This is a genomic window from Bacillus sp. FSL W8-1202 (assembly GCF_038006165.1).
Lineage (GTDB): Bacteria > Bacillota > Bacilli > Bacillales > Bacillaceae > Bacillus > Bacillus subtilis.
Window position 1 is genome coordinate 176660 of record NZ_JBBOUR010000001.1, and the last position, 21760, is coordinate 198419.

Genomic DNA, 21760 nt, shown 5'->3' on the forward strand with positions numbered 1-21760 from the left:
CTTTATGATGAAGGGCACAGCTTGTTGTGGGCTGACTGCCTTATTGCGCAAGCTTCCAAGCAAGCAGATCCCGCAAAAATTCCGGCATAAAATATTCTTTTTCTGCAGCGTCGCGAATCAACGGAAACAGTTTGCCGAGCGTAAACATATCAAGCACCGCAACGGAGTATTGTTTATGTTTTTTAATATCTTCCCCGTTCAGTGTGATCCGGGTGACGTGGGTGATCCCGTCATCGAGCCGTTTCGTTTCTACCTCAACGCCGGCATACACCATTTTCCCCATCACTTCTCCGCGGAAGCCGAGTCCTTTGATCCGGAGCTGCTCCATTTGTTCGGAAGCGGCATGGACAATGGTTTCCTTCAGTTCTTCTCCCGTCAGGCGGACAGCCACCGGGTTGATCGGATGCGGACAGATGCGGTGCAGATCCAGCTTTGTCACAGGACCTGCTTTTAGCGGACCGAGAATGACACCTGAATTGACCATACTGATGTCCGTCTCGCACCATTCCTTTAAGGCGTATGCCAAAAACAAAGGCAGCTCTGATTCTTCAAACCACTTCACCTCAGCATCTTGTGCAAGCTCTGCAACGGCATCGGACAGTTTCTCCTCGGCTTCACGTTCTTTTTCATTGAGAAACGCTTTTGTTTCTGCGGATTCTCCTGTCCATTCCGCCATGTTCTGCACAGAAGCCGTTTTGCTGATGATGCTTTGCTGTACGCTGTCCACCGTGATTTCTACACAGCCGACATAATGCCCGTATTTCTCGGCGCTGGCCAGCAGTACCCCATTCACCACTTGTCCATCTTCAAGCAAATGATGGGTATGTGATTCGAGGATTACATCAATCTCAGGCACCGCTTCAGCCACTGCCTGATCATCAAGAATGCCTAAATGTGACAGCAGAACGATAATATCAGCCTGCCCTTTCACTTCCCGATTGGTTTTCTTTATGCTTTCAAGAGCATCCGTTACTGTCCATCCCAGCTTGTCATATACAGGATAATACGGCACAGTTACACCTAAGAAAGCAATGGACATACCGTTTTTCAATGATTTGATATGGTAAGGCACCGCCCAGGACGGACGGTTTCCATTTTTATCAAACAGGTTAGAGACGATGACAGGAAATTCAGCATGATCATATAAGGCAGCAAGCTCTTCATGCGGAAGCGTAATCCCTTCGTTATTGCCGATCGCCGCTCCATCAATGTGAAGGCGGTTTAAGAGATCGACATTCGCTTTTCCGAATGTCGCCTCTGTCACGAATTGAAAACGATCAAGATGATCGCCAATATCAAAAACGAGCGTCTCTTCACCGTCTGACTGATGCTCTTTTCTTTTCTGCTCGATATAATCTACAATTTTCGGCCAATTTTCAAAATGGCTGTGCAAATCATTTGTATGATATAAGCGGAGCTTCTCCTTCATAATATCTCTCCCTAATCGTTCAGCTGAAAATGCCTTCATAAATGAGCTGGCAGCCGATCAAAATCAATACGATCCGCATGATCATAACGATCGTTTTCGTCTGCATTTTTCTGTTGATGGCGGCGCCAAGCTTTCCGCCGAACCAAGCGCCTGGCACAAGCGCGAGGGCGTACAGCCAATTGACGTGCCCGGAAATCATATGTGAAACAGACCCTGTCATAGAAGACAGGAAAATAATAAACATGGACGTTGCCACCGCAACCTTCGGCGGAAACAGAAATAACAGCATCATCGCCGGAACCATCAGTGATCCGCCGCCTATACCGAAAAGTCCGCCTAAAAAACCGACAACAAAGGCAATGGCAATACCCACAGAGGCCTGATATGAGTACGTATAAGGCTCACCGGCATCATCCTGAAATGTCCGTATAATTCCTTTGTGCGCTTTGTTGATTGGCCGGGCTTTCGCTTTCAGCATTAAGGATAATGAAATCAGAATCATAAAAATGCCAAACCAAACGGAAAACGAGCTTGAATTGAACAGCTTTGACACGTAAGCCCCGATCATGCTGCCGGGACCTGAACCGATAAAGAAAATGAGCCCGCTCTTATAATCAACTGTTTTATATTTAATATAAGCCAAAGTTGAAGAAAGGCCCGTAAAAATAATGACCAAAAGCGAAGTTCCAATCGCAACCTGCGGCGTCACATCCTGAAACAGCTGCGTCACTGTGCTTAAAAACATCAGAGACGGCACAATGACAATTCCGCCGCCAAGCCCGATCAGACTTCCTACCGTACCTGCGATTAATCCCAGTACGACCAAAATCACAAACGACATCAATAAAAACCTCTTTTCTAAAATAAATCGAGCTGTCTCGGGGCAAGTCCGCTGTACTCGATATCAAGCAGTTCAAGCATCTGCTTGCCGTTATCCGCGGCGTCACCGCCGGAATTATTGTTGAACAGGACAAAAACATCCTTACATTGCTGCTGCAATTCATTCAGGTGCTTTTTCCAATCCTCCAGCTCCTGTTGGTTGTAGCGGTATAAGTACCTGACCTCCCACCAGTTTTTCCCGCCATCAGGCTTCATCCAGCCCTGCTTGTTGCGTCCGTGAAACCTGACGAGCGTTTTGTTTTCATCGGTCGCGCGCAACACGGTCGGAACGCTGCCTTCTCCGATTTGCGGTTCATCACAGACACTGTGAATCCAGCCTTCCGCTTTCATAAATGAAAGCGTCTGCTCATAAAATGGCGGCGAGAACCAGGAACGGTTTCTGAATTCAAGCGCGCAAGGAATATCTCCCATTTGGTGCTTGCACCATCTCAAATAGGCGACATTCTCCTTCTTGCAGTCAAACCACGGCGGAAATTGAAACAGCACCATGGCGATCTTATTGCTATGTAAATATGGCGTTAAAGACACCTTAAACGCATCAAACATCTCCTCTTTTGAGTCAAAGGGAATTTCGCCGCGCTGATGCCCTGTCATGCCCTGATATGCTTTCACGATAAATTGGAAGGTTTCGGGCGTTTCCTTCACCCACTTTTCATTATTGCGCGCCGGCTGAATCGCGTAAAAGCTCGCGTCTAATTCCACGATCGGAAAATGGGAGGAATAGGCCTGCAATTTTTTCTGGCTGGCCGTTTTCGGCGGATAGATGCTGTCATGATCCCCCCATCCCGTCAGTCCGATATAAATCACACTCATTCACCTCTCTTCCAGTTTATCACACGTGTTTTCAGGTTTCCTCGGAAATGCTGTTCATATGGCGGGAAAATGCCTCACGCAAATGCTGATATTGTTCCTCATTCGTATCTAAAAACGCCTCTTCTCTTGAGGAAGGAATGTGCTGATATTCAATAGGCGCCTGAAACTGCTCACTCGTAAAATCGTACACCACACCATTGATGCTGTTGTAAAAATGCCAGCTCTCATCGACTTTTGTTTTGAAAATCGTGCCGCCGAAATGGTCTTGAATCACCAATGCCGTCACGCCGCATTGGCCGCATGACGGGCATTCTTCCGTCCATTTAGAGCTCGAATGGCGCGACCAGGATTGCTTAAGTATGTATTTGACATGCTCCATTGCCTCCGCCTCCTTTAAAAAAAGATACCACGTTGATGAGATTTTAAAAACTAGAACGGAGGAAATCAAAAAACCCGGCGGTAAAATCCGCCGGGCTTACGAAGGAACGACCAGAGCTCCGTCAATTTCAGTGACTTTTTCCCCATCATTGTACACGCACCGGCCTTTGCTGTAAGTGGCCGTAATGCTGCAGGGAAATGTATGTCCTTCGTAAATGCTTTTTTTATGCTTTGCAAACATCGATTCTCTTGTAACAGTGTACGGCTCCATGCTGACGAGCACGAAATCTGCATCACACCCCGCCTCAAGCCGCCCTTTTTTCTGAAGGCCGAATCGTTTTGCAGGGGCCGCCGCTGTCCATTCTGCGATGGTTTCAAACGGAATCTGATGCTCAAGCGCCAGTTCCAGCATTCCTAATAAAGTGAACTGCCCCCCGCTGATTCCGCCCCATGATAAAAACATGTTATCCTCCCGCTTCAAGGATGGACGGCAAGGGGAATGGTCTGAGGAAACCATGTCAATGTCCCCGGCAATGAGCGTTTCGATCAGCGTCTCTTTTGATTGCAGCGACCGGAGCGGAGGCGCGCATTTTGCGACAGAGCCCCTTTGCCGTAAATCGTCATGGCTGAACAAGACATAATGCGGGCATGTCTCGACCGAAACATCAAGACCTTCCTGTTTCGCCTCTCTGATCAGCCGGACCGCTTTCGCCGTGCTGATATGGACAAAATGAACCGGACAGCCTGTCACCTTCGCATACTGAATCGTGCGATACACCGCTTCAACTTCTGCTTCCTCCGGGCGGGAGGCGGCGTACGCATCCGCGTCCACCTTTCCTTTATTGGCCAAAACCATTTGCAAGTAGCTTGTGATCGCGTCGCTTTCCGCGTGGAGAGCGAGGATTTTTCCTGCAGCCGCGATTTCTGCCATGCCTTTGAGCAATGTCCGTTCATCAACAGAGCGGAACTCATCAGTACCTGACTTTGATAAAAACGCTTTAAACCCGATCGCTCCCGCTTCAGCCATCGGACGGATGTCCTCAATATGGCCTGGCACAAGGCCGCCCCATAGCGCAAAATCCACGGCAGATTTTTGCCTGCCTAGCTCAGCTTTTGCGAGAAGATGCTCTGCCGTCACGGTTGATGGAATACAGTTGAGCGGCATATCAAAATAGGTGGTGCAGCCGCCTGCGGCCATCATTTGAGAACCTGTTTCAAACCCCTCCCAATCCTCCCTGCCCGGTTCATTAAAATGAACATGGCAGTCTATCACACCAGGAAACACGTATTTCCCGTCTGCCTGGATGATTTCCGTCCCGCTTGCTTCAATGTCAGAACCTATCTCGGCAATGACACCGTTTTGAACTGCAATCTCAGCTTCTATAACGCCATCTGGCGTAACTGCCTTCGCACCTTTTATCACCATATCGTAAGCCATATTGATCCCCCCATGTAAGGATGACGATTTTTCATGTCAGTTTATGTAACACAACCAGTTCTATTTTCAACAGTTTACTGCTACTATGATCGTATTACATCAGCAAAACCGCTAGAATTCCTATTGAAAATTATTCACCTTAACCAATGTTTTTATAGAAAAGGAGAATGCGCTATGAATATTTTTGATGTGATGAAAATACCGGCTTTTGAAAACGCCAATTTAATCGCTGGAAAAGCAGGAGGGGAAAGAGAGGTTCAGCATGTCAATATGATGGACGCTCCGGATATCGCAGACTTTTTGCATAAGAATGAATTGCTCGTCACCACCGCCTATCACCTGAAGGATCACCCGCATCAATTATCTGAACTGATTCGGCAAATGGCAAAACGCGGCTGCGCGGGCCTCGGCATTAAAACAAAGCGCTATCTGGAAGATATCCCGAAGGAAATCATCGAACTGGCCGATTCATATGCGTTTCCGATCATTGAGCTTCCGGAACACATCCGCCTCGGCGATATTGTGAATGCCACACTCAGCCATATTCTCGATATGCGTTCTAACGAGCTGCAGCAAGCCATTTACGCGCACAAAAAATTCACAAACCACATTATGAGCGGCAAGGGGCTGCAATCCCTCCTCAAAAAGGTGTCAGACCTCCTTCAGCTTCCCGTGCTGCTGCTTGACCAGCATGCCAAAATGCTGTCTGCGTCTCATCAGATTTCAGTTGAGACCGAAAAGCTGAAAGGCACCCTGAATACCGTATCCGGGCCATTTTTCACTTGTTTCTCTACAATCTCAGATCAGAAAACATATTCTGTCCTGCCTATTTATAATCACGAAAAAAACTGCGGCTACCTGCTGATACCGGACATGGTGCAGGCCGGCGACAAAGGATTGATCCTCACGATTGAACAAGCGGCCAACGTCATTTCCTTTGAACTGCTGAAGGAAAATGCGCTGAAGCAGTTCAGCCGAAGGGCCCGCAATGAGTTTTTCAACAATTTTATTGAGCGGTCCTTTTCTTCAGATGACGAAATCAAAAACCGGGCGAAAGAATTCAAACTGCGCTGGGATCAAAAATACATGTGCATTGCCGGCAAACTCGATCGGAATAATGAATCAATCAGTTTTACAGAAAATCAGCTTGCTTCCGACAGCGTATTCGAATTTCTTGAAGGTGAATTATCAGCCTTCCCGTTTCCGCCTCACTTCTTTATGAAAGGAAATGTCGGCATTATTCTAATCGAGGCGACAGACAGCTGGAGTGAAATGCACGCCTCGGTGATCAGCTTTTTAGAACAGTTTCAAACACAGGTCAGCGCTCAATTTAAACGAACCGTGTCCTTTGGCATCAGCAATATCTGCCAAAAGCTCATTGATGTTCCCGACGCTTTCACAGAAGCTTCTGATGCTCTGCAATCGGGGCATTTGTCAAGAAGCACCGCATTTATCCAGGTGTATCACGCCAAAGATGTGCCTGAGCTTCTGCGCTTGCTCCCGGTTGAGGATTTGAAGAAATTTTACAACTCCACGCTTCAGAGCCTCGCTGAAAAACAGCAGGAGGATCAAAGCCTGCTTCATACGCTTTCCGTCTATTTAGAGACACACTGCCAAATTTCAGAGACGGCAAAGCGTCTGTACGTTCATCGCAATACGGTCATATACCGCCTTGAAAAATGCGAAGAGCTGCTGGGGAAAAGCTTAAAAGATCCTGAAACAACGATGCGTTTGCGGCTTGCCTTACGTATGCAGCGGCTGATCAGCTAATGTTTGTTACATTTTCTTACAAAATGAATCATTTTTCGTCACTTTCAGCAATCACACCTGTCTTTTTCAGCTACTGTATCCAATGACACCCCTCGATCGGCACGATATCATGTTACTAAAGTTCACATACAAGGAGGGACTATAGTGAAAAAAAGATCGTTTAAGGTGTTTACGCTTAGCCTGCAGCATGTGCTCGCCATGTATGCAGGTGCGATTTTGGTGCCCCTGCTTGTCGGCAGGGCGCTGAATGTAACAACTGAACAGCTGTCCTACCTATTGGCGATAGACCTGTTAACGTGCGGCGTCGCGACGCTTTTGCAAACCTTGCGCGGAGCATACATCGGCATCGGGCTTCCCGTCATGCTTGGCAGTTCATTTGTGGCCGTCACCCCGATGATCGCAATCGGCAGCAATTACGGCATTCACGCGATTTACGGTTCCATCATCGCGGCCGGTGTGTTCATCTTTTTGTTTGCGCGTTTTTTCGGCAAGCTGACTGTGTTATTTCCTCCTGTCGTAACAGGTACGGTTGTGACCTTGATCGGCCTTTCACTTGTTCCGACAGGTGTGAAAAATATGGCTGGCGGCGAAAAAATAAACGGCAGCGCCAACCCCGAATACGGTTCGCTCGAAAACCTTCTTCTCTCTGTCGGTGTCCTTGTTCTGATCTTAGTCCTCAACCGCTTTATCAAAGGATTTGCCCGAACACTGTCCGTTCTGATCGGCATCGCCGCCGGAACAGCGGCAGCAGCGATCATGGGCAAAGTCAGCTTTTCTTCTGTTACAGAAGCACCGTTCTTCCAAATCCCGAAGCCTTTTTACTTCGGAGCCCCTGCGTTTGAAATCGGTCCGATCTTAACGATGCTGATCGTCGGAATCGTCATTATTGTGGAATCAACCGGCGTTTTTTACGCAATCGGAAAGATATGCGGCAGACCTTTAACTGAAAAAGATCTCGTCAAAGGCTATCGAGCGGAAGGAATCGCCATTCTCATCGGCGGGCTGTTCAATGCCTTTCCTTATAATACCTTTGCGCAAAACGCCGGCTTATTGCAGCTGACCAAAGTGAAAACAAGAAACATCGTCGTTACCGCAGGCTGTATCCTTGTCTGTCTCGGACTGATTCCGAAGATTGCCGCCCTTGCATCTGCCGTTCCTGCTGCTGTACTTGGCGGCGCGACCGTCGTCATGTTCGGCATGGTGATTGCCTCCGGCGTCAAAATGCTCAGCACAGCGGATCTCAAAAATCAATACCACCTCCTGACCATCGCATGCTCAATCGCACTCGGCATCGGCGCCAGCACGGCCCCCGGGATTTTTGCTGAATTCCCCGCTCCGATTAGAATTCTGGTCAGTGACGGCACCATCACTGGCAGCCTGACCGCCATCTTTTTGAATCTATTTTTCAGCTTGCGCGACAAAAAAGAATTAACAGCACAGCAAACAGAACTTCCGGTATTAGAACATACACTCGCATTAGAAAAAGAGGTGTAAAAAAGATGAAGGAACAGCACAATGCCTTACAGCTGATGATGCTGGGGCTTCAGCACATGCTTGCCATGTATGCGGGAGCCATTCTCGTTCCGTTGATCGTCGGAGCAGCGATCGGGCTGAATGCGGGGCAGCTGACGTATTTAATCGCGATTGATTTGTTTATGTGCGGGGCGGCAACTCTTTTGCAGCTCTGGAGAAACCGATATTTCGGCATCGGCCTTCCCGTTGTGCTCGGATGCACGTTTACCGCAGTCGGCCCGATGATTTCCATCGGAAGCACTTACGGTGTCCCAGCGATATATGGTGCCATTATCGCCGCAGGACTGATTGTCGTCTTAGCCGCGGGCTTCTTCGGGAAGCTTGTCCGTTTTTTTCCGCCTGTCGTAACCGGATCAGTCGTCATGATCATCGGCATCAGCCTGATTCCAACGGCAATGAATAACCTGGCCGGAGGTGAAGGAAGCAAAGAATTCGGCTCACTCGACAACGTGCTCCTCGGGTTTGGCGTCACAGCTTTTATCTTATTGCTGTTTTATTTCTTTAAAGGCTTTATCCGCTCCATAGCGATTTTACTCGGTCTTATCGCAGGAACAGCGGCTGCATATTTCATGGGAAAGGTCGATTTTTCTGAGGTCTTGGAGGCGTCTTGGCTTCATGTCCCGTCTCTGTTTTATTTCGGACCGCCAACCTTTGAGCTGCCGGCTGTTGTCACGATGCTTCTCGTTGCGATTGTCAGCCTCGTTGAATCGACAGGTGTTTACTTTGCGCTTGCGGATATCACAAACCGCAGACTGTCGGAGAAGGATCTGGAAAAGGGCTACCGGGCAGAAGGCCTTGCGATTTTGCTGGGCGGCTTATTTAACGCGTTTCCCTATACAGCTTTCTCGCAGAATGTCGGCATCGTTCAGCTCTCAAAGATGAAAAGTGTCAACGTCATCGCCATCACAGGAATCATACTGGTCGCGATCGGGCTGGTTCCAAAAGCAGCGGCCCTGACAACAGTGATCCCCACCCCAGTTCTCGGCGGCGCAATGATCGTCATGTTCGGCATGGTCATTTCTTACGGAATCAAAATGCTATCCAGCGTTGACCTTGATTCGCAAGGCAACTTGCTGATTATCGCCTCTTCCGTCAGCTTGGGGCTTGGCGCTACAACAGTTCCCGCGTTGTTTTCATCTCTTCCGGGCGCGGCCTCTGTCTTGGCAGGAAGCGGAATTGTGATCGGCAGTTTGACGGCCATTGCACTGCACGCTTTTTTTCAAACCAAACAGCCGAATGTCACAGACATAAAAACGTAAAGGAAGATGCCAATGTTCACAATGGATGACCTGAACCAAATGGATACACAAACACTGACAGACACACTTGGCTCTATTTTTGAACACTCTTCATGGATTGCGGAGAGATCCGCAGCACTACGGCCGTTTTCGTCCCTTTCTGATCTTCACCGCAAAATGACTGGCATTGTAAAAGCCGCGGATCGCGAGACACAGCTTGATTTAATCAAAAAGCATCCCCGGCTCGGAACAAAGAAAACAATGAGCGATGACTCGGTACGAGAGCAGCAGAACGCGGGGCTCGGCAAATTAGAACAGCAGGAATACGAGGAGTTTCTCATGCTGAATGAACACTATTATGATCGCTTCGGCTTTCCTTTTATTTTAGCGGTGAAGGGAAAGACGAAACAGGACATTCACCAAGCCCTGCTGGCAAGGCTTGAGAGCGAACGAGAAACGGAGTTCCAGCAGGCCCTTATAGAAATTTACCGAATCGCCCGCTTTCGTCTGGCTGACATCATCACTGAAAAAGGAGAGACGCAAATGAAAAGAACCATGTCTTATGGCAAAGGAAATGTATTTGCATACCGAACGTTTTTAAAACCGCTCACTGGAGTGAAGCAAATCCCAGAATCATCTTTTACCGGGAGAGACAATACCGTTGTCGGCGTTGATGTGACATGCGAAATTGGCGGAGACGCCTTCCTGCCATCATTTACAGATGGAGACAACACTCTCGTCGTGGCAACGGATTCAATGAAAAACTTTATCCAGCGCCATCTCGCATCCTATGAAGGAACGACAACCGAGGGGTTCCTACAATATGTAGCTCACCGATTTTTAGATACCTATTCTCATATGGACACGATCACTCTGACTGGCGAAGACATTCCGTTTGAAGCAATGCCTGCATACGAGGAGAAAGAGCTCACCGCAAGCCGCCTTGTCTTCAGAAGATCACGCAATGAACGAAGCCGCTCTGTGCTGAAAGCAGAACGCAGCGGGAATACCATCACGATTACAGAACAATACAGCGAAATCATGGATCTTCAGCTCGTTAAGGTGAGCGGCAACTCCTTCGCCGGCTTCATCCGGGACGAATATACGACTCTTCCCGAAGACGGCAACCGCCCGCTGTTTGTCTATTTAAACATCAGCTGGCAGTATGAAAATACAAATGACGCATATGCTTCTGACCCAGCCCGCTACGTCGCGGCTGAACAAGTCCGCGACTTGGCGAGCACCGTTTTTCACGAGCTCGAAACCCCTTCAATCCAACACTTAATCTATCACATCGGCTGCAGAATATTAGAGAGGTTCCCGCAGCTCACTGATGTCAGCTTCCAATCTCAAAATCACACATGGGATACAGTTGTCGAAGAAATCCCGGGTTCAAAAGGAAAAGTCTACACCGAACCTCGCCCGCCATACGGTTTCCAAAATTTTACCGTGACAAGAGAAGACGCCGAGAAAGAAAAACAGAAAACTGCTGAAAAATGTCGGAGCCTGAAAGCCTGATGGGACAACTGACAACCCATATTTTAGATTTAACCTGCGGCAAACCAGCGGCGAACGTAAAAATTGAATTGAAGCGGCTGGGCGAAAGTATTATGAAAGAGGTTTACACTAACAATGACGGCAGAGCCAATGTCCCTCTGCTGGCTGATGAAGAGCTGGTGTCCGGAGAATATGTGATGGAATTTCATGCAGGAGAGTATTTTGCGAATAAAAACGTGAATACGGTCGACCAGCCGTTTTTAACCATAGTCACCGTCCGTTTTCAGCTAGCAGATCCAGATGCACATTATCATATCCCGCTCTTGCTGTCGCCGTTTGGTTATCAGGTGTATAGGGGGAGTTAAGAAGGAAGCCCGCCTCACCGGCGGGCTTCTATTTGCACTTCAATAAACTTTTGATCCTAGGACAGTACTTGCAGTAATCCCACGCTTAGTGAAACAACAGCTAGAATAAACATTCACCTATATTTTTCAGGATAATTGCCTACGACAAAAATATCCTGTAGTCCTTTCATTTATAAATCGAGGTTTCAAACTAATAAGTCAGCTCTTAGCAGCCGAGCTCCCTTCTCCAATCCTATAAACAGACCGCGTTTTTTCTCGAAAAAATACTCTGTAGACAATTGCTGCGTTTTTAATAGTTTTGATAACGCGTTCTCTCTTACACCTTTAGACAAAATATTCATTTTTTCTTTTTTAGACTTAAATCTATGTCGAAAATAATCGTTGACATATCTTATACTATCTCCACTAAAGGAGGTGACATTATGGGATTCTACAATTCTGGTGGATATAGTGGAAACTCTGGTTACTCAAACGGTTTCGGGAGCTCCTTCGCTTTGATCGTGGTGCTATTCATTTTGTTGATCATTGTTGGAGCAGCTATCTTTAATTATTAAGTTTAACTTTCCTTGCCTCCGCCGTATCCAACACCTCCCTGTCCGACAGACGCCATAAGAAGTTTTTATGGCGTCTTTGCTATGTGTTCACTAATCTTTTTCTAATCCAGAAGCTGTCAAGTTCTACGAGATTTATCGTGTGTTTTCCCACAACGCTTCTGCGTCTTGATCTCGCTGTCTGACTGAGGCTAAAAAAGTCCGGCTTTTAAAAGCCGGACTCCAGTCTACCCCCGTTCAACTCTCTTCTAATCCTGCAAGCTGACCGCATAATCCCGCCATACCCGGTACACCGGCACAAATTCCCCGCCAGCCCTTCTTCTATATCTTCGTCAGAAGGTTGAGGGGTTTCCCGAAACAGCGCTTTAAGCGCAATTATCATTCCTGGGGTACAGTAGCCGCATTGGAAGCCTCCTTCTTCCAAAAAAGCGGTTTGGCAGATATCCAGTTCCTCTTGTTGTACGCCCTCGATTGTTGTAATGGAGTGGCCGTCCACTTGATAAGCCATGGTCATACACGCATTGGCCAGTTTTCCGTCGATTAAAATAGAGCAGGCTCCGCAGCGGCCGATTCCGCAGGACACCTTTGTCCCGGTCAGCTGAAATTCCTTTCTAAGCAGGTCACTCAGATGTGTCGTAGGAACGGCAGCAACCTCCCACTCCTGCCCATTCACGGTCATCCGGAACTGTTCCTTTTTTACAGGAAATGGCCCGGCCTCTTTTACGTCCATTGCTTCAGCCCCTTTCTGTCTATCGCTTCAAGCAGCTCTTCTCTTGAAATTGGCAGCTTGTTTATCCAGCATCCGACCGCATCATGTACTGCCTTTACAATCGCCGGAGTGATGGCGATTGTTCCGATTTCGCCAACACCGCGCGGTCCATATACGTCTCCCTTCATTAAGTCTTCTATTGCAATCAGCTTCATGTCAGGAACGTCTTTGATTCCGGGAATCAAATAGTGATCGAGATTTTCTGCGGCATAACGGCCGTCCGTCATTTTCGCTTCCTCCATCAGTGTGTAGCCGAGTGCCATGGCAGCGCCGCCTTCAATTTGACCTCGATATCCCTGCGGACTGACAACCGGACCTGCCGCAATAGCGTGCTCACAACCTATCAATTTGACATCGCCTGTTAACAGATCTACCTCCACCTCAACGGCAGCCGCTCCAAATGAGTAGAGGAAATGGCCGCCCACCACAGGATCAGGCGTTGTTGGAAAGTCAAAGGCCGTTTCCTCTGCCAAAGGGCCTTTTTCAGCCAGCTCCTTATACGTCACCACGAGCGCCTTTGTGTTTTTGTCACGCAAGCCTGCAGCGCCGGGAATAAGATTTTCCGCTGAACAGCCGTTCCATTCTGCCGCCCGTTTTTTCAACTGGGCTAGAAACGGCTTCTTCAAACGCTGGATCGCGTGCCACACCATGCTTGTGCCGCGGGATGCTGTGGAGGAGCCTGACTTCGGCACTTTTGCGGTATCCCCAATAACAATGGAAATATCTTCTGCGGCACAACCCAGCTCCTCCATGACAATCTGTTCAATCGCTGCTAGAATCCCCTGTCCGCATTCTTCAAATCCGAATGATGCTGTGATTTTACCTTCACTCGAAAGGGACAAACGGCCTCCTGCCGCATCCATTCGGCCATACCCCAGCCCGCCGCCGTGCATTGTAATTGCCGCTCCCGTGCCTCTTTGCAGATACCCGCAGTTCCGGCTGGTTCTTGTAAGAATGGGAGATTTAGATATGGCATTCAACACCTGTGCCGCTCCGTCAGTCGATGCAATCCGATGCTCAAGAGGCCCCAAGTCATGCGGTTTTCTGATATTTTTTCTTCTCAGCTCCAGCGGGTCGATGCCGAGCATGCCGCTGAGACGATCGAGATGGGTTTCGAGTGCAAATGTGATTTGGTTGCCGCCAAAACCCCGAAATTCCCCCGCCACCCCGTTGTTCGTAAATACTGATATTCCTTCAGTCCGGATATTCGGAATACGGTACGGCCCTGCGGCATGCTCGACAGAAAAATCAAGAACGGCAGGTCCGAGCGTGGCGTAAGCGCCTGTGTCCGCCACAATTTTCACGTCGTGCGCCAATAGATTTCCCGAATGATCTGCACCCGTTTTTATCGTAATCTTCATCGGATGGCGCTTAATGCCAGAACGTACAGACTCCTTTCGTGTCTGATGGATTTTGACAGGACGTCCGCTTTTCAGTGACAAAAGCGCGGCATACGGCTGAATATTCAGCTCATCCTTCCCTCCGAACGAGCCGCCCATCGGACTTGACACAATCCTGATCTTCTCTTCAGGAATGTCAAAAATACGGGCAAGCTGGAAACGGTCTTTATAGCCGTGCTGGGTTCCTGCATACATCGTAAAACCCCCGTCGTCTTCCGGAACGGCTACACCTCCCTCCGTTTCCATATACGTATGCATCTGCCGCGGCAGCTCATAGGTTTCTTCAAGGACTGTGTCAGATGCTTGAAACCCTTCTTCCACATCACCGTTTGAAAAAAATGCGCGGTGCAGGATATTCCCGTCCTCATGCAGTCTTTGCGCATTCGGCCGAAGCGCTTTTTCTGGTGAATCCATGACTTCCAGCTCTTTATACTCAACTCGAATCAGCTCCAGCGCCGCTTCCGCGATTTCTTCCGTTTCCGCAGCAACTGCGGCGATCGCATCCCCGACATACCGCACCCTGTCCTCACATAAAACCGGCTGATCAGGGATGACAATGCCAAATCGGTTTAAGCCGGGAACGTCTTTATGTGTGACGACGGCCTGCACGCCTTCCATTTTCTCAGCTTTTATGGTGCAAACCGACACAATCTCTGCATGAGGATAAGCACTTCTCAGCACCTTGCCATACAGCATTCCCGGAAAGCTGAGATCGGTCATATATTTCAATTCCCCTGTAACCTTACCCCTTCCATCCGGCCTGACCCTTGACGGTTTGTTGATGATCATTTATTCCCCTCCCTCAGCCATCAGCTCTGCCATGATGACGTTGGCAGCGGCTTTTTTTCTGTATGCCGCTGACATAAAAGCATCTGAGGAAAACGGCAGCTCATGGATAAGTGTTTTGTACAGCTCATGCGAGTCCCACCCTGGTGCCATCCATTTCGCTTCGCTGTCCAATAATCTCCTAGGAGTGATATCGGCATGGCCAGCGGCGAGGCGAATGCCGCCGTCTTTCAAAAAACGTCCAGCTGCAACAGCAACCGCTTCTGTAAAAGCCTGGCGCCTTCCAAGCTTGTGATAAAATACACGCTCTCCCTCCGCCCGCGGGATGATGACACGCGTGACGATAGCCGTTCTAAAGTCTTCCTCACTGAGCCAAGCGCCAAGCGGCAGCCTGATTAGCTCCTTTTGATATACGATAAGCTCAGCACCAAGCACAAGCAGAAGCGGAATGAAATCACCGATTTTACTCGCTATGTTGCCGCCAATCGTGGCACGGCTGCGAATCCCCGGTGCAGCGACAGCGGAAGCAGCGTCACTGAAACAGCCAAGCGCTCTCTTGATCAAAGGGTTCTTTCTGCATTCATTCAGTGATGTGAGCGCCCCGATCGACACGTGGGTGTCACTGGCGCTGATCCCTCGCATCTCGTCAATCCCTTCAAGGCTGACAAGGTGCTGTTTCGGCAGAGTTCCTTTGTCCCACTGAAGCTGAAGCAGCGTGCTTCCCGATGCGGCACACACATCCGGAGCAAGCTTCTCTAAAAGCGAATAGGCCTCATCAAGCGCTGTCGGCCTCCATAATTGAATATTCATCCTTGCTTTTGTCACTTGGCCGTTCAAGACATCGCCCTCCTTACCATGTCATATTCCTCGGGTGTATCAATATCGTCCAACTCACCGCTATCCTTTGCCTCCAAAACCGCTCCTGCTCCAAGCTGTCCGCTTTTCAGGAGCCTGCGAGCCCCTTCATCTCCCGTTAACCCCTTTACATAAGGAAAACAAGCCGACGAGAAGTAGATTGGCGGGGTGAACGCCCCTAAAAACGATGACACGGCAAATGACTCAGGAGCCAGAGCCACAAGGGCATTGAGATGATCGACGGAAAGCTGAGGCTGGTCGGCTAACAAAATGACAACGCCGTCCGCCCCCATGCTTTCTGCTTTTCTCACCCCGCTGCTGACTGAATGCCCCTGACCCTTTTCTGCGTCTTGGCAAACGTGCAGGCTCCAGCGTTTTTGAAAAGGCGGAGCGTGATACGGCGCTCCTATCCACTCAAGGGAGGCATGTTCTGTCCGCTCGACGACCAGCACGTGATCAAGGCGGGACGACAGAGCAGTTTTCAAGGAAAGTGAGCCGATGTTTTCTCCTTTTAGCGGCAAAGCCAGCTTGTTTTGGCCCATTCTTCTGCTTTTGCCGGCAGCGAGAAACACGCCGATCAGATAGGGGCTTCTCATACAACCGCTATCCGTTTTCTTGTTTGAATGATTTCTGCAACTACACTTACCGCAATTTCCTCGGGACCTTCCGCACCGATTTTCAGCCCGACCGGACTGTAAAAGTGAGACGGAGGATGTTTTCCGTTCAGCAGCCGTTTCGTGCGGTTTGCCGAACCCAACAGTCCAATATAATGGATGTTTTGAGAAAATAAGAAGTTGATGATCGTTTGATCGTGCTGATAATGATGGGTTGCCACAACAGCTGCATCATTCGGAAAAAATTGAAATTCGCTAAGCATTTGTTCCGGAAAAGCGGTGATCAGCTGATCCGCTTTTGGAAAAAGAGAGGATGTACAATAAGCGGGCCGCCAATCCGTCACGATAACAGAAAACCCTGTGTCAGCCGCCAAATTGGCCAGCGGTACAGTATCCGGTCCCGCCCCAAACAGAATGAGACGCGGCTTCGGTTCAATTCGCTGAATAAACATGTTAGTGGTTTGATCGAAATGCGGTAAATGAAGCGTTGAAACAGTACGTTGAATATCTTGCAGAGGCGCGTCCGGCCAGTTGCCAAAATGCCCGTTCTCCGTCAGAAATAAATAATGGGAGGATCCAATCTTTGTAACGGAAGTGACAGCTTTGCCTGAATGAAGGCAATCCCTCACTTTCTCATAGTGCCGCCTTTTTTCCTGAGTGATTCGCTCCGCATGAACATGAATCATGCCATTGCACCCGGCTCCCATGCCCCAAGAAAGATCGTCCTCCGACCGCATGTCGTAGGGAATCTGCGTTGGTGTGAGCTGATCGCCCAGCGCACTGATTCTTTGGAATACATCTTCTTCCACACACCCGCCGCTCAGCAAGCCAATCCGTCTGCCATTTTTCTTAAAGAGCATAGAGGCGCCTGCTTTTCGATACGCGGAGCCTTCAACTTGAACAATTGTCGCCATTACAGCCTCCTCCTGGTCTTCCAGGAGCGCATCTAACATCGTGTGAAAATTCCCCAATGCCGCATCCTCCTCTCGAAAATTGCCGTGAGAAACAACTAGTTCAGCGTGATTTTATAGGTAACTTGTATAAAGAATAGACGATGGAAGAAAAAATGACTCATGATTTGTCAGAAAATGAAACACATAGAAAGACGATTTGTAAAAAGAGTCAAACGAAGAAATTCAGATTGGAGAAAACACGAAATCATATCTAAAAAGCTTGCGGAGGTCCGCAAGCTTTTCTTTACACCGCTGCCTGGCGGCCAGCGTTTTCATATACATCCAGCGCTGCTTGGAGCGCTTTTCCTGCTTCGATTCCTGCGTTATGTCTGAGAAGCACAGCCTCTAACCCGGCAAGCACGAATAGCACGTTTTCTTTTCTGCAGCTGTACCCCATCGTACCTATTCTCCAGATCTTCCCTGCAAGCGGGCCGAATGAGCTGGCGATTTCAATGCCGAATTGTGCCAGCAGCATGTCACGGACAGACTCGCCGTCAATGCCGCCGGGAATTTCGACACAGGTAACAACAGGCATTTTGCAGCTGTCATCTCCAAACAATCTTAGCCCCATTGCCTTTATCCCTGCTGCTAATGCGGCTTCATGGTGCCGATGCCGCTCGAAACGCGCCTCAAGACCTTCTTCAAGCACCAGTCTGACTCCCTCACGTAAGGCGTACAGCATCGTCGTCGCTTCTGTATGATGATTGAGCCGTCTTTCGCTCCAATAATCCTCAAGCTGGCTCAAATCAAAGTAGTTGCTTGTGATTGGCCGATTTCCCAAAAGCGCTTCCCTGTCAGCTTGTGTCGCAATCCCGCGCTCCACCTTTTTGCGAGCTGCAATCACATCCGCCACCCGCTCATTATACGTAATCGGCGCCATTCCTGAAGGCACAGACAAACATTTTTGCGTTCCGCCGATGGCAGCGTCAATCTTCCATTCATCGACTTTAACCTCGCAGCCCCCAATCGTTGCGACTGCATCGACGATAAACAATGCATCCTCGGTGCGGCAGGCTTGGCCGATGGCTTTCAGCGGGTGAATCCGTCCTGTCGATGTTTCTCCATGCACCATTGCCACAATTTTCGGCTTCACTTTTTTTATCTCCCGTATGATGTCCTCCGGGTCAAAAACCGTTCCCCATTCGCACTCAAGCATATGAACATTTGCCCCATATCGCTCGGCGATTTCAGTCAGCAAATAACCGAAACGGCCGTAAATGGGAATGAGCACATCATCTTCCGGCTCTATCACACTAGCCAGCACTGCTTCAATTCCCGCCCTTGAAGTGCCGTCAATCGGGTATGCCCAGCGGTTTTTTGTTTGGAACAGCTCCCGAAGCATCTCCATCGTTTCATTCATAATACCTGTAAACGCCGGATCAAATTGGCCGACAACCGGGGTGCTCATTACTCTTAATACACGCGGATCAACCTCAACAGGCCCTGGCGTCATAATCGTTCTTAACGGGGTGCATAATTCTCTTCTGCCTGACACAGCCATTCCTCCTTTATCAGTAAGCCAGTTTGTATAATAAATCAGTCAGTGCGCGGACACCGATCTCAAGCTGTCTGGCTGACGTATATTCCTTCGGTGAGTGGCTGACGCCGCCTCGGCTTGGCACAAACAGCATACAAGCAGGATAGCGCCTTCCGATCATTTGCGCGTCATGCCCTGCTCCGCTCACCATTTCCTCACAGCTGAAGCCGTTTTCTAATGCTGTTTCAAAAGCCGCAGCCTTCAGCCTTTCGTCCATCGGCACAGGCTCTATCCGCATATATTCATCAATCACGGCGCGAATTCCTTTTTGTAGGCAAATGCCGTTGATCAAAGCAACCATGTCTTGATGAAACTGTTCCAGCACATGCTGATGCTGATGGCGAATATCGATTGAAAACTGGACGCGGCCCGGTATGACATTGGCTACATTGGGCTCTGCCGTTATTTTTCCGCATGTCAGACGGAGCTCATCCGGCAGTTCCTCCGACCGCAGCAACAGCTCATGAATGATACGGCTGCTGGCTGCGAGCGGGTCCTTGCGCCATTTCATGGAGGTGGTTCCCGCATGATTGCATTCCCCCTCCAGCGTGACGAGATAGCGCCTCTGCCCCGCAATGCTTGTCACAATCCCGAGATCCCGTCCTGACATTTCCAATGTCTGTCCCTGTTCAATATGGAGCTCAACAAAAGCGCTGATATCTGTCCGATATGCTGCCTGAAACACACCTTTGCCAAAACCGTTCTCATGCATCGCATGTTGCAGCGAGACTCCTGATTCGTCTCTTGGCTCTGCTCCATCCTGTAATGAAAAAACACCCGTCATATTCCCTGATCCCCAATAGGTCATTGGAAAACGGCTGCCCTCCTCCTCACATAAGGAGACCGCCTCGAGCGTTTTTTTTGGCGCTCCGTATGTCTCTTTGAGCCGCTTTATCGCAAGCATCGCCGCCAGAACGCCATAGGCGCCGTCGTATTTTCCTCCATTGATGACAGTATCGATATGTGAACCGGTTACAATGACTTCATCCGGAGACTGGGTGCCCGAAAGCCTTCCAAACACATTGCCGACATCGTCGAATCTTGTTTCAAGCCCGAAAGAAGACATTTCCGTTTTCACAGCAAGCTGTGCGTCCATCCACTCTTTTGTGTATAAAAGCCTCGTTACGCCGCCATCCGCAGACGCACCGTATTGGGCGAGCCATTCAATATAATCTGTGATGCTGTTTTTTACTGAAAGCTTCTGCTTTTCCATGTACTCCCCCCTCTGGCCGCTATGGTGACTTCATTATAGAAGGAAGAACATGATAGTTCATTGACAGATTAACCAAAAAAACGTTTATTTTTTAGTCGCAGTATCTATCCAACAACCAGATTCACCCTATATGTCACAACTATTTTAGTGTAAAGGTCAAAAGAAAACACGGTAAGGAAGAGAGCCAGCAAGAGCGAAAGAGAGGGTCAAGCTCAGCTTGCCAGAGAGGCGATGTTCGCGGAACGGATGAAAACGGAAATGCCGGCAGCTCGCAAAAACAGGACCTAAAGATATGGAACAGGAGATTTCCGCCTCCTCCAAAGGGACTAATTTACAATTTTAATGAAAAATATACAAAATGACACTTCTATCCTTTATTTGAATTTTAGATAATAGACATGATCTGATAAAAGGAGGGCAAGTGATGACAAAAAAAGCATGGTTTCTGCCGCTCGTCTGTGTATTACTGATTTCCGGATGGCTTGCGCCGGCAGCTTCAGCAAGCGCGCAAACCGCATTAAGCCTCAATGACCGATTGGCGTCTTCCCCTTCAGGAACAGGAAGCCTTCTCTCATTAGCCGCCCCCGCTGCACCCTATGCTGACACAGATACCTATTATGAAGGGGCTGAAGGTAAAACAGGAGACTCGCTAAAAAGCACCCTGCACCGTATTATCAGCGGACACACGATGCTGTCCTACAGCGAAGTGTGGAACGCGCTGAAAGAAACGGATGAAGACCCGAGAAATCCGAATAACGTCATCCTGCTCTATACGAATGAATCGCGGTCCAAAAGCCTGAACGGCGGCAATGTCGGCGATTGGAACCGCGAGCACGTCTGGGCGAAATCCCATGGCGATTTTGGTACGAGCAAGGGACCTGGTACTGATATTCATCATTTGCGCCCAGCCGATGTTCAAGTTAACAGCACAAGAGGAAATATGGATTTTGACAATGGCGGCACTGAATATGCGAAGGCACCCGGAAATTATTATGACGGCGATTCATGGGAGCCCCGCGATGATGTGAAAGGCGATGTTGCCCGCATGCTGTTTTACATGGCTGTCCGTTACGAGGGTGATGACGGCTATCCTGATCTTGAGCTTAATGATAAGACAGGCAACGGCTCAGCTCCTTATCATGGCAAACAATCTGTCCTGCTCGAATGGAATAAGCAGGATCCGGTTGACGACCGCGAGCGGAAAAGAAATGAAATCATTTATGAAAAATATCAGCACAACCGCAATCCATTTATAAACCACCCTGAATGGGCCGGCGACATCTGGCCGTAAGAAAAAGGTGCTCCTTGTGAGGAGCACCTTTAGATAACTTTGGTAAACATATTCTGAGCAAAAGGGATACTCATTTAAGATAATTATACACACACAATACAAAATCATTCTTAGGAGGAGCTTTTAAAATACAAGACAAACAAAAAATAGACTAATTAGAAATTAAAATAACCGGTAGTTTTTAAGATTAATATCTTTCGAATATGAGCTTATTCGTAGGATACCAAAGAAAGTACGAAGTACCGGATTTATTGTGCAAAAGAGCTCTTACCTATTCCTTTAGAAAGACTGGCCCCTACCACTTGGATAGGTGTAACGAACGAATGAGATGCATTTGACAAGTTTTAGACATGGGAGCGAAAAGCTACAAGTGTTGCGTAGAGAATACGTACGATACATGGAAACTATTGGAGTTATTACTACCTTAAAA

At 48.7% G+C, this 21760-nt stretch carries 19 protein-coding genes and 1 pseudogene; 8 read left to right on the forward strand and 12 right to left on the reverse strand.

Features of this window, described 5'->3' with window-relative positions:
* Positions 1 to 40: 40 nt before the first annotated feature.
* From NSQ09_RS00945 to NSQ09_RS00965, 5 genes are all read right to left on the reverse strand, one after another.
* On the reverse strand, positions 41 to 1429 hold the full coding sequence (locus NSQ09_RS00945) for a bifunctional metallophosphatase/5'-nucleotidase (RefSeq protein ID WP_041057659.1): 1389 nt from the start codon (positions 1427 to 1429) through the stop codon (positions 41 to 43).
* A gap of 19 nt (positions 1430 to 1448) precedes the next feature.
* Positions 1449 to 2270, reverse strand: coding sequence for a sulfite exporter TauE/SafE family protein (locus NSQ09_RS00950; RefSeq protein ID WP_044052462.1), 822 nt, complete (start codon positions 2268 to 2270; stop codon positions 1449 to 1451).
* 17 nt (positions 2271 to 2287) lie between these two features.
* Positions 2288 to 3136, reverse strand: coding sequence for a DUF72 domain-containing protein (locus NSQ09_RS00955; RefSeq protein WP_341032482.1), 849 nt, complete (start codon positions 3134 to 3136; stop codon positions 2288 to 2290).
* Positions 3137 to 3173: 37 nt separating this feature from the next.
* Complete coding sequence (locus NSQ09_RS00960; RefSeq protein ID WP_069704011.1) at positions 3174 to 3521, reverse strand: YunG family protein; 348 nt, start codon at positions 3519 to 3521, stop codon at positions 3174 to 3176.
* A 96-nt stretch (positions 3522 to 3617) separates the two neighbouring features.
* Positions 3618 to 4958: an allantoinase gene (locus NSQ09_RS00965; protein ID WP_069704012.1), complete on the reverse strand. Its 1341-nt coding sequence runs from the start codon at positions 4956 to 4958 to the stop codon at positions 3618 to 3620.
* 174 nt (positions 4959 to 5132) lie between these two features.
* Here NSQ09_RS00965 and pucR point away from each other — a divergent pair, with 174 nt between their 5' ends.
* The 6 genes from pucR to yuzJ all read left to right on the forward strand — a co-directional run bounded on the left by pucR (position 5133) and on the right by yuzJ (position 11915).
* Entirely contained in the window at positions 5133 to 6728 is a 1596-nt protein-coding gene (gene pucR / locus NSQ09_RS00970) for a purine catabolism transcriptional regulator PucR (RefSeq protein ID WP_041057665.1), read from the forward strand.
* A 144-nt stretch (positions 6729 to 6872) separates the two neighbouring features.
* Positions 6873 to 8222: a uric acid permease PucJ gene (gene pucJ / locus NSQ09_RS00975; RefSeq protein ID WP_041333037.1), complete on the forward strand. Its 1350-nt coding sequence runs from the start codon at positions 6873 to 6875 to the stop codon at positions 8220 to 8222.
* A gap of 5 nt (positions 8223 to 8227) precedes the next feature.
* Positions 8228 to 9520, forward strand: coding sequence for a uric acid permease PucK (gene pucK, locus NSQ09_RS00980; RefSeq protein WP_095843920.1), 1293 nt, complete (start codon positions 8228 to 8230; stop codon positions 9518 to 9520).
* 12 nt (positions 9521 to 9532) lie between these two features.
* Complete coding sequence (gene pucL / locus NSQ09_RS00985; RefSeq protein WP_017696719.1) at positions 9533 to 11017, forward strand: factor-independent urate hydroxylase; 1485 nt, start codon at positions 9533 to 9535, stop codon at positions 11015 to 11017.
* A complete protein-coding gene (gene uraH, locus NSQ09_RS00990; RefSeq protein ID WP_017696718.1) occupies positions 11017 to 11361 on the forward strand; it encodes a hydroxyisourate hydrolase in 345 nt (114 codons plus the stop codon). The genes pucL and uraH overlap by 1 nt, the downstream gene beginning before the upstream one ends.
* 422 nt (positions 11362 to 11783) lie before the next feature.
* On the forward strand, positions 11784 to 11915 hold the full coding sequence (gene yuzJ / locus NSQ09_RS00995; protein WP_009968115.1) for a YhzE/YjcZ family sporulation protein YuzJ: 132 nt from the start codon (positions 11784 to 11786) through the stop codon (positions 11913 to 11915).
* Between the two features lie 205 nt (positions 11916 to 12120).
* Here yuzJ and pucE read toward each other — a convergent pair whose 3' ends face one another.
* From pucE to allC, 7 genes are all read right to left on the reverse strand, one after another.
* A complete protein-coding gene (gene pucE, locus NSQ09_RS01000; RefSeq protein WP_041352136.1) occupies positions 12121 to 12642 on the reverse strand; it encodes a xanthine dehydrogenase subunit E in 522 nt (173 codons plus the stop codon).
* A complete protein-coding gene (gene pucD, locus NSQ09_RS01005; RefSeq protein WP_017696716.1) occupies positions 12633 to 14870 on the reverse strand; it encodes a xanthine dehydrogenase subunit D in 2238 nt (745 codons plus the stop codon). The genes pucE and pucD overlap by 10 nt, the downstream gene beginning before the upstream one ends.
* On the reverse strand, positions 14871 to 15704 hold the full coding sequence (pucC, locus tag NSQ09_RS01010) for a xanthine dehydrogenase subunit C (protein ID WP_017696715.1): 834 nt from the start codon (positions 15702 to 15704) through the stop codon (positions 14871 to 14873). It abuts the gene before it with no gap.
* The gene (pucB, locus tag NSQ09_RS01015) at positions 15701 to 16318 is read right to left on the reverse strand and encodes a xanthine dehydrogenase accessory protein PucB (RefSeq protein ID WP_017696714.1); all 618 of its coding nucleotides are present in this window, start codon (positions 16316 to 16318) and stop codon (positions 15701 to 15703) included. The genes pucC and pucB overlap by 4 nt, the downstream gene beginning before the upstream one ends.
* Complete coding sequence (locus NSQ09_RS01020; RefSeq protein WP_017696713.1) at positions 16315 to 17307, reverse strand: XdhC family protein; 993 nt, start codon at positions 17305 to 17307, stop codon at positions 16315 to 16317. The genes pucB and NSQ09_RS01020 overlap by 4 nt, the downstream gene beginning before the upstream one ends.
* 226 nt (positions 17308 to 17533) lie before the next feature.
* A complete protein-coding gene (pucG, locus tag NSQ09_RS01025; protein WP_272515988.1) occupies positions 17534 to 18784 on the reverse strand; it encodes a (S)-ureidoglycine--glyoxylate transaminase in 1251 nt (416 codons plus the stop codon).
* A gap of 16 nt (positions 18785 to 18800) precedes the next feature.
* Positions 18801 to 20039, reverse strand: coding sequence for an allantoate deiminase (gene allC, locus NSQ09_RS01030; protein WP_042974675.1), 1239 nt, complete (start codon positions 20037 to 20039; stop codon positions 18801 to 18803).
* A 224-nt stretch (positions 20040 to 20263) separates the two neighbouring features.
* Here allC and NSQ09_RS01035 point away from each other — a divergent pair.
* Positions 20264 to 20382, forward strand: a pseudogene (locus NSQ09_RS01035) (hypothetical protein); the annotation flags it as partial.
* 81 nt (positions 20383 to 20463) lie between these two features.
* A complete protein-coding gene (locus tag NSQ09_RS01040) occupies positions 20464 to 21330 on the forward strand; it encodes an endonuclease I family protein (protein WP_272515987.1) in 867 nt (288 codons plus the stop codon).
* Positions 21331 to 21760: the final 430 nt, after the last annotated feature.

Coding starts and splice junctions, on each gene's coding strand:
- NSQ09_RS01040 (WP_272515987.1), top strand. CDS start 20,464: ATGACAAAAAAAGCATGGTTTCTGCCGCTCGTCTGTGTATTACTGATT.
- NSQ09_RS00965 (WP_069704012.1), bottom strand. CDS start 4,958: ATGGCTTACGATATGGTGATAAAAGGTGCGAAGGCAGTTACGCCAGAT.
- NSQ09_RS00945 (WP_041057659.1), bottom strand. CDS start 1,429: ATGAAGGAGAAGCTCCGCTTATATCATACAAATGATTTGCACAGCCAT.
- pucL (WP_017696719.1), top strand. CDS start 9,533: ATGTTCACAATGGATGACCTGAACCAAATGGATACACAAACACTGACA.
- pucE (WP_041352136.1), bottom strand. CDS start 12,642: ATGGACGTAAAAGAGGCCGGGCCATTTCCTGTAAAAAAGGAACAGTTC.
- pucR (WP_041057665.1), top strand. CDS start 5,133: ATGAATATTTTTGATGTGATGAAAATACCGGCTTTTGAAAACGCCAAT.
- pucB (WP_017696714.1), bottom strand. CDS start 16,318: ATGAGAAGCCCCTATCTGATCGGCGTGTTTCTCGCTGCCGGCAAAAGC.
- yuzJ (WP_009968115.1), top strand. CDS start 11,784: ATGGGATTCTACAATTCTGGTGGATATAGTGGAAACTCTGGTTACTCA.
- uraH (WP_017696718.1), top strand. CDS start 11,017: ATGGGACAACTGACAACCCATATTTTAGATTTAACCTGCGGCAAACCA.
- NSQ09_RS00950 (WP_044052462.1), bottom strand. CDS start 2,270: ATGTCGTTTGTGATTTTGGTCGTACTGGGATTAATCGCAGGTACGGTA.
- NSQ09_RS00960 (WP_069704011.1), bottom strand. CDS start 3,521: ATGGAGCATGTCAAATACATACTTAAGCAATCCTGGTCGCGCCATTCG.
- allC (WP_042974675.1), bottom strand. CDS start 20,039: ATGGAAAAGCAGAAGCTTTCAGTAAAAAACAGCATCACAGATTATATT.
- pucD (WP_017696716.1), bottom strand. CDS start 14,870: ATGATCATCAACAAACCGTCAAGGGTCAGGCCGGATGGAAGGGGTAAG.
- pucK (WP_095843920.1), top strand. CDS start 8,228: ATGAAGGAACAGCACAATGCCTTACAGCTGATGATGCTGGGGCTTCAG.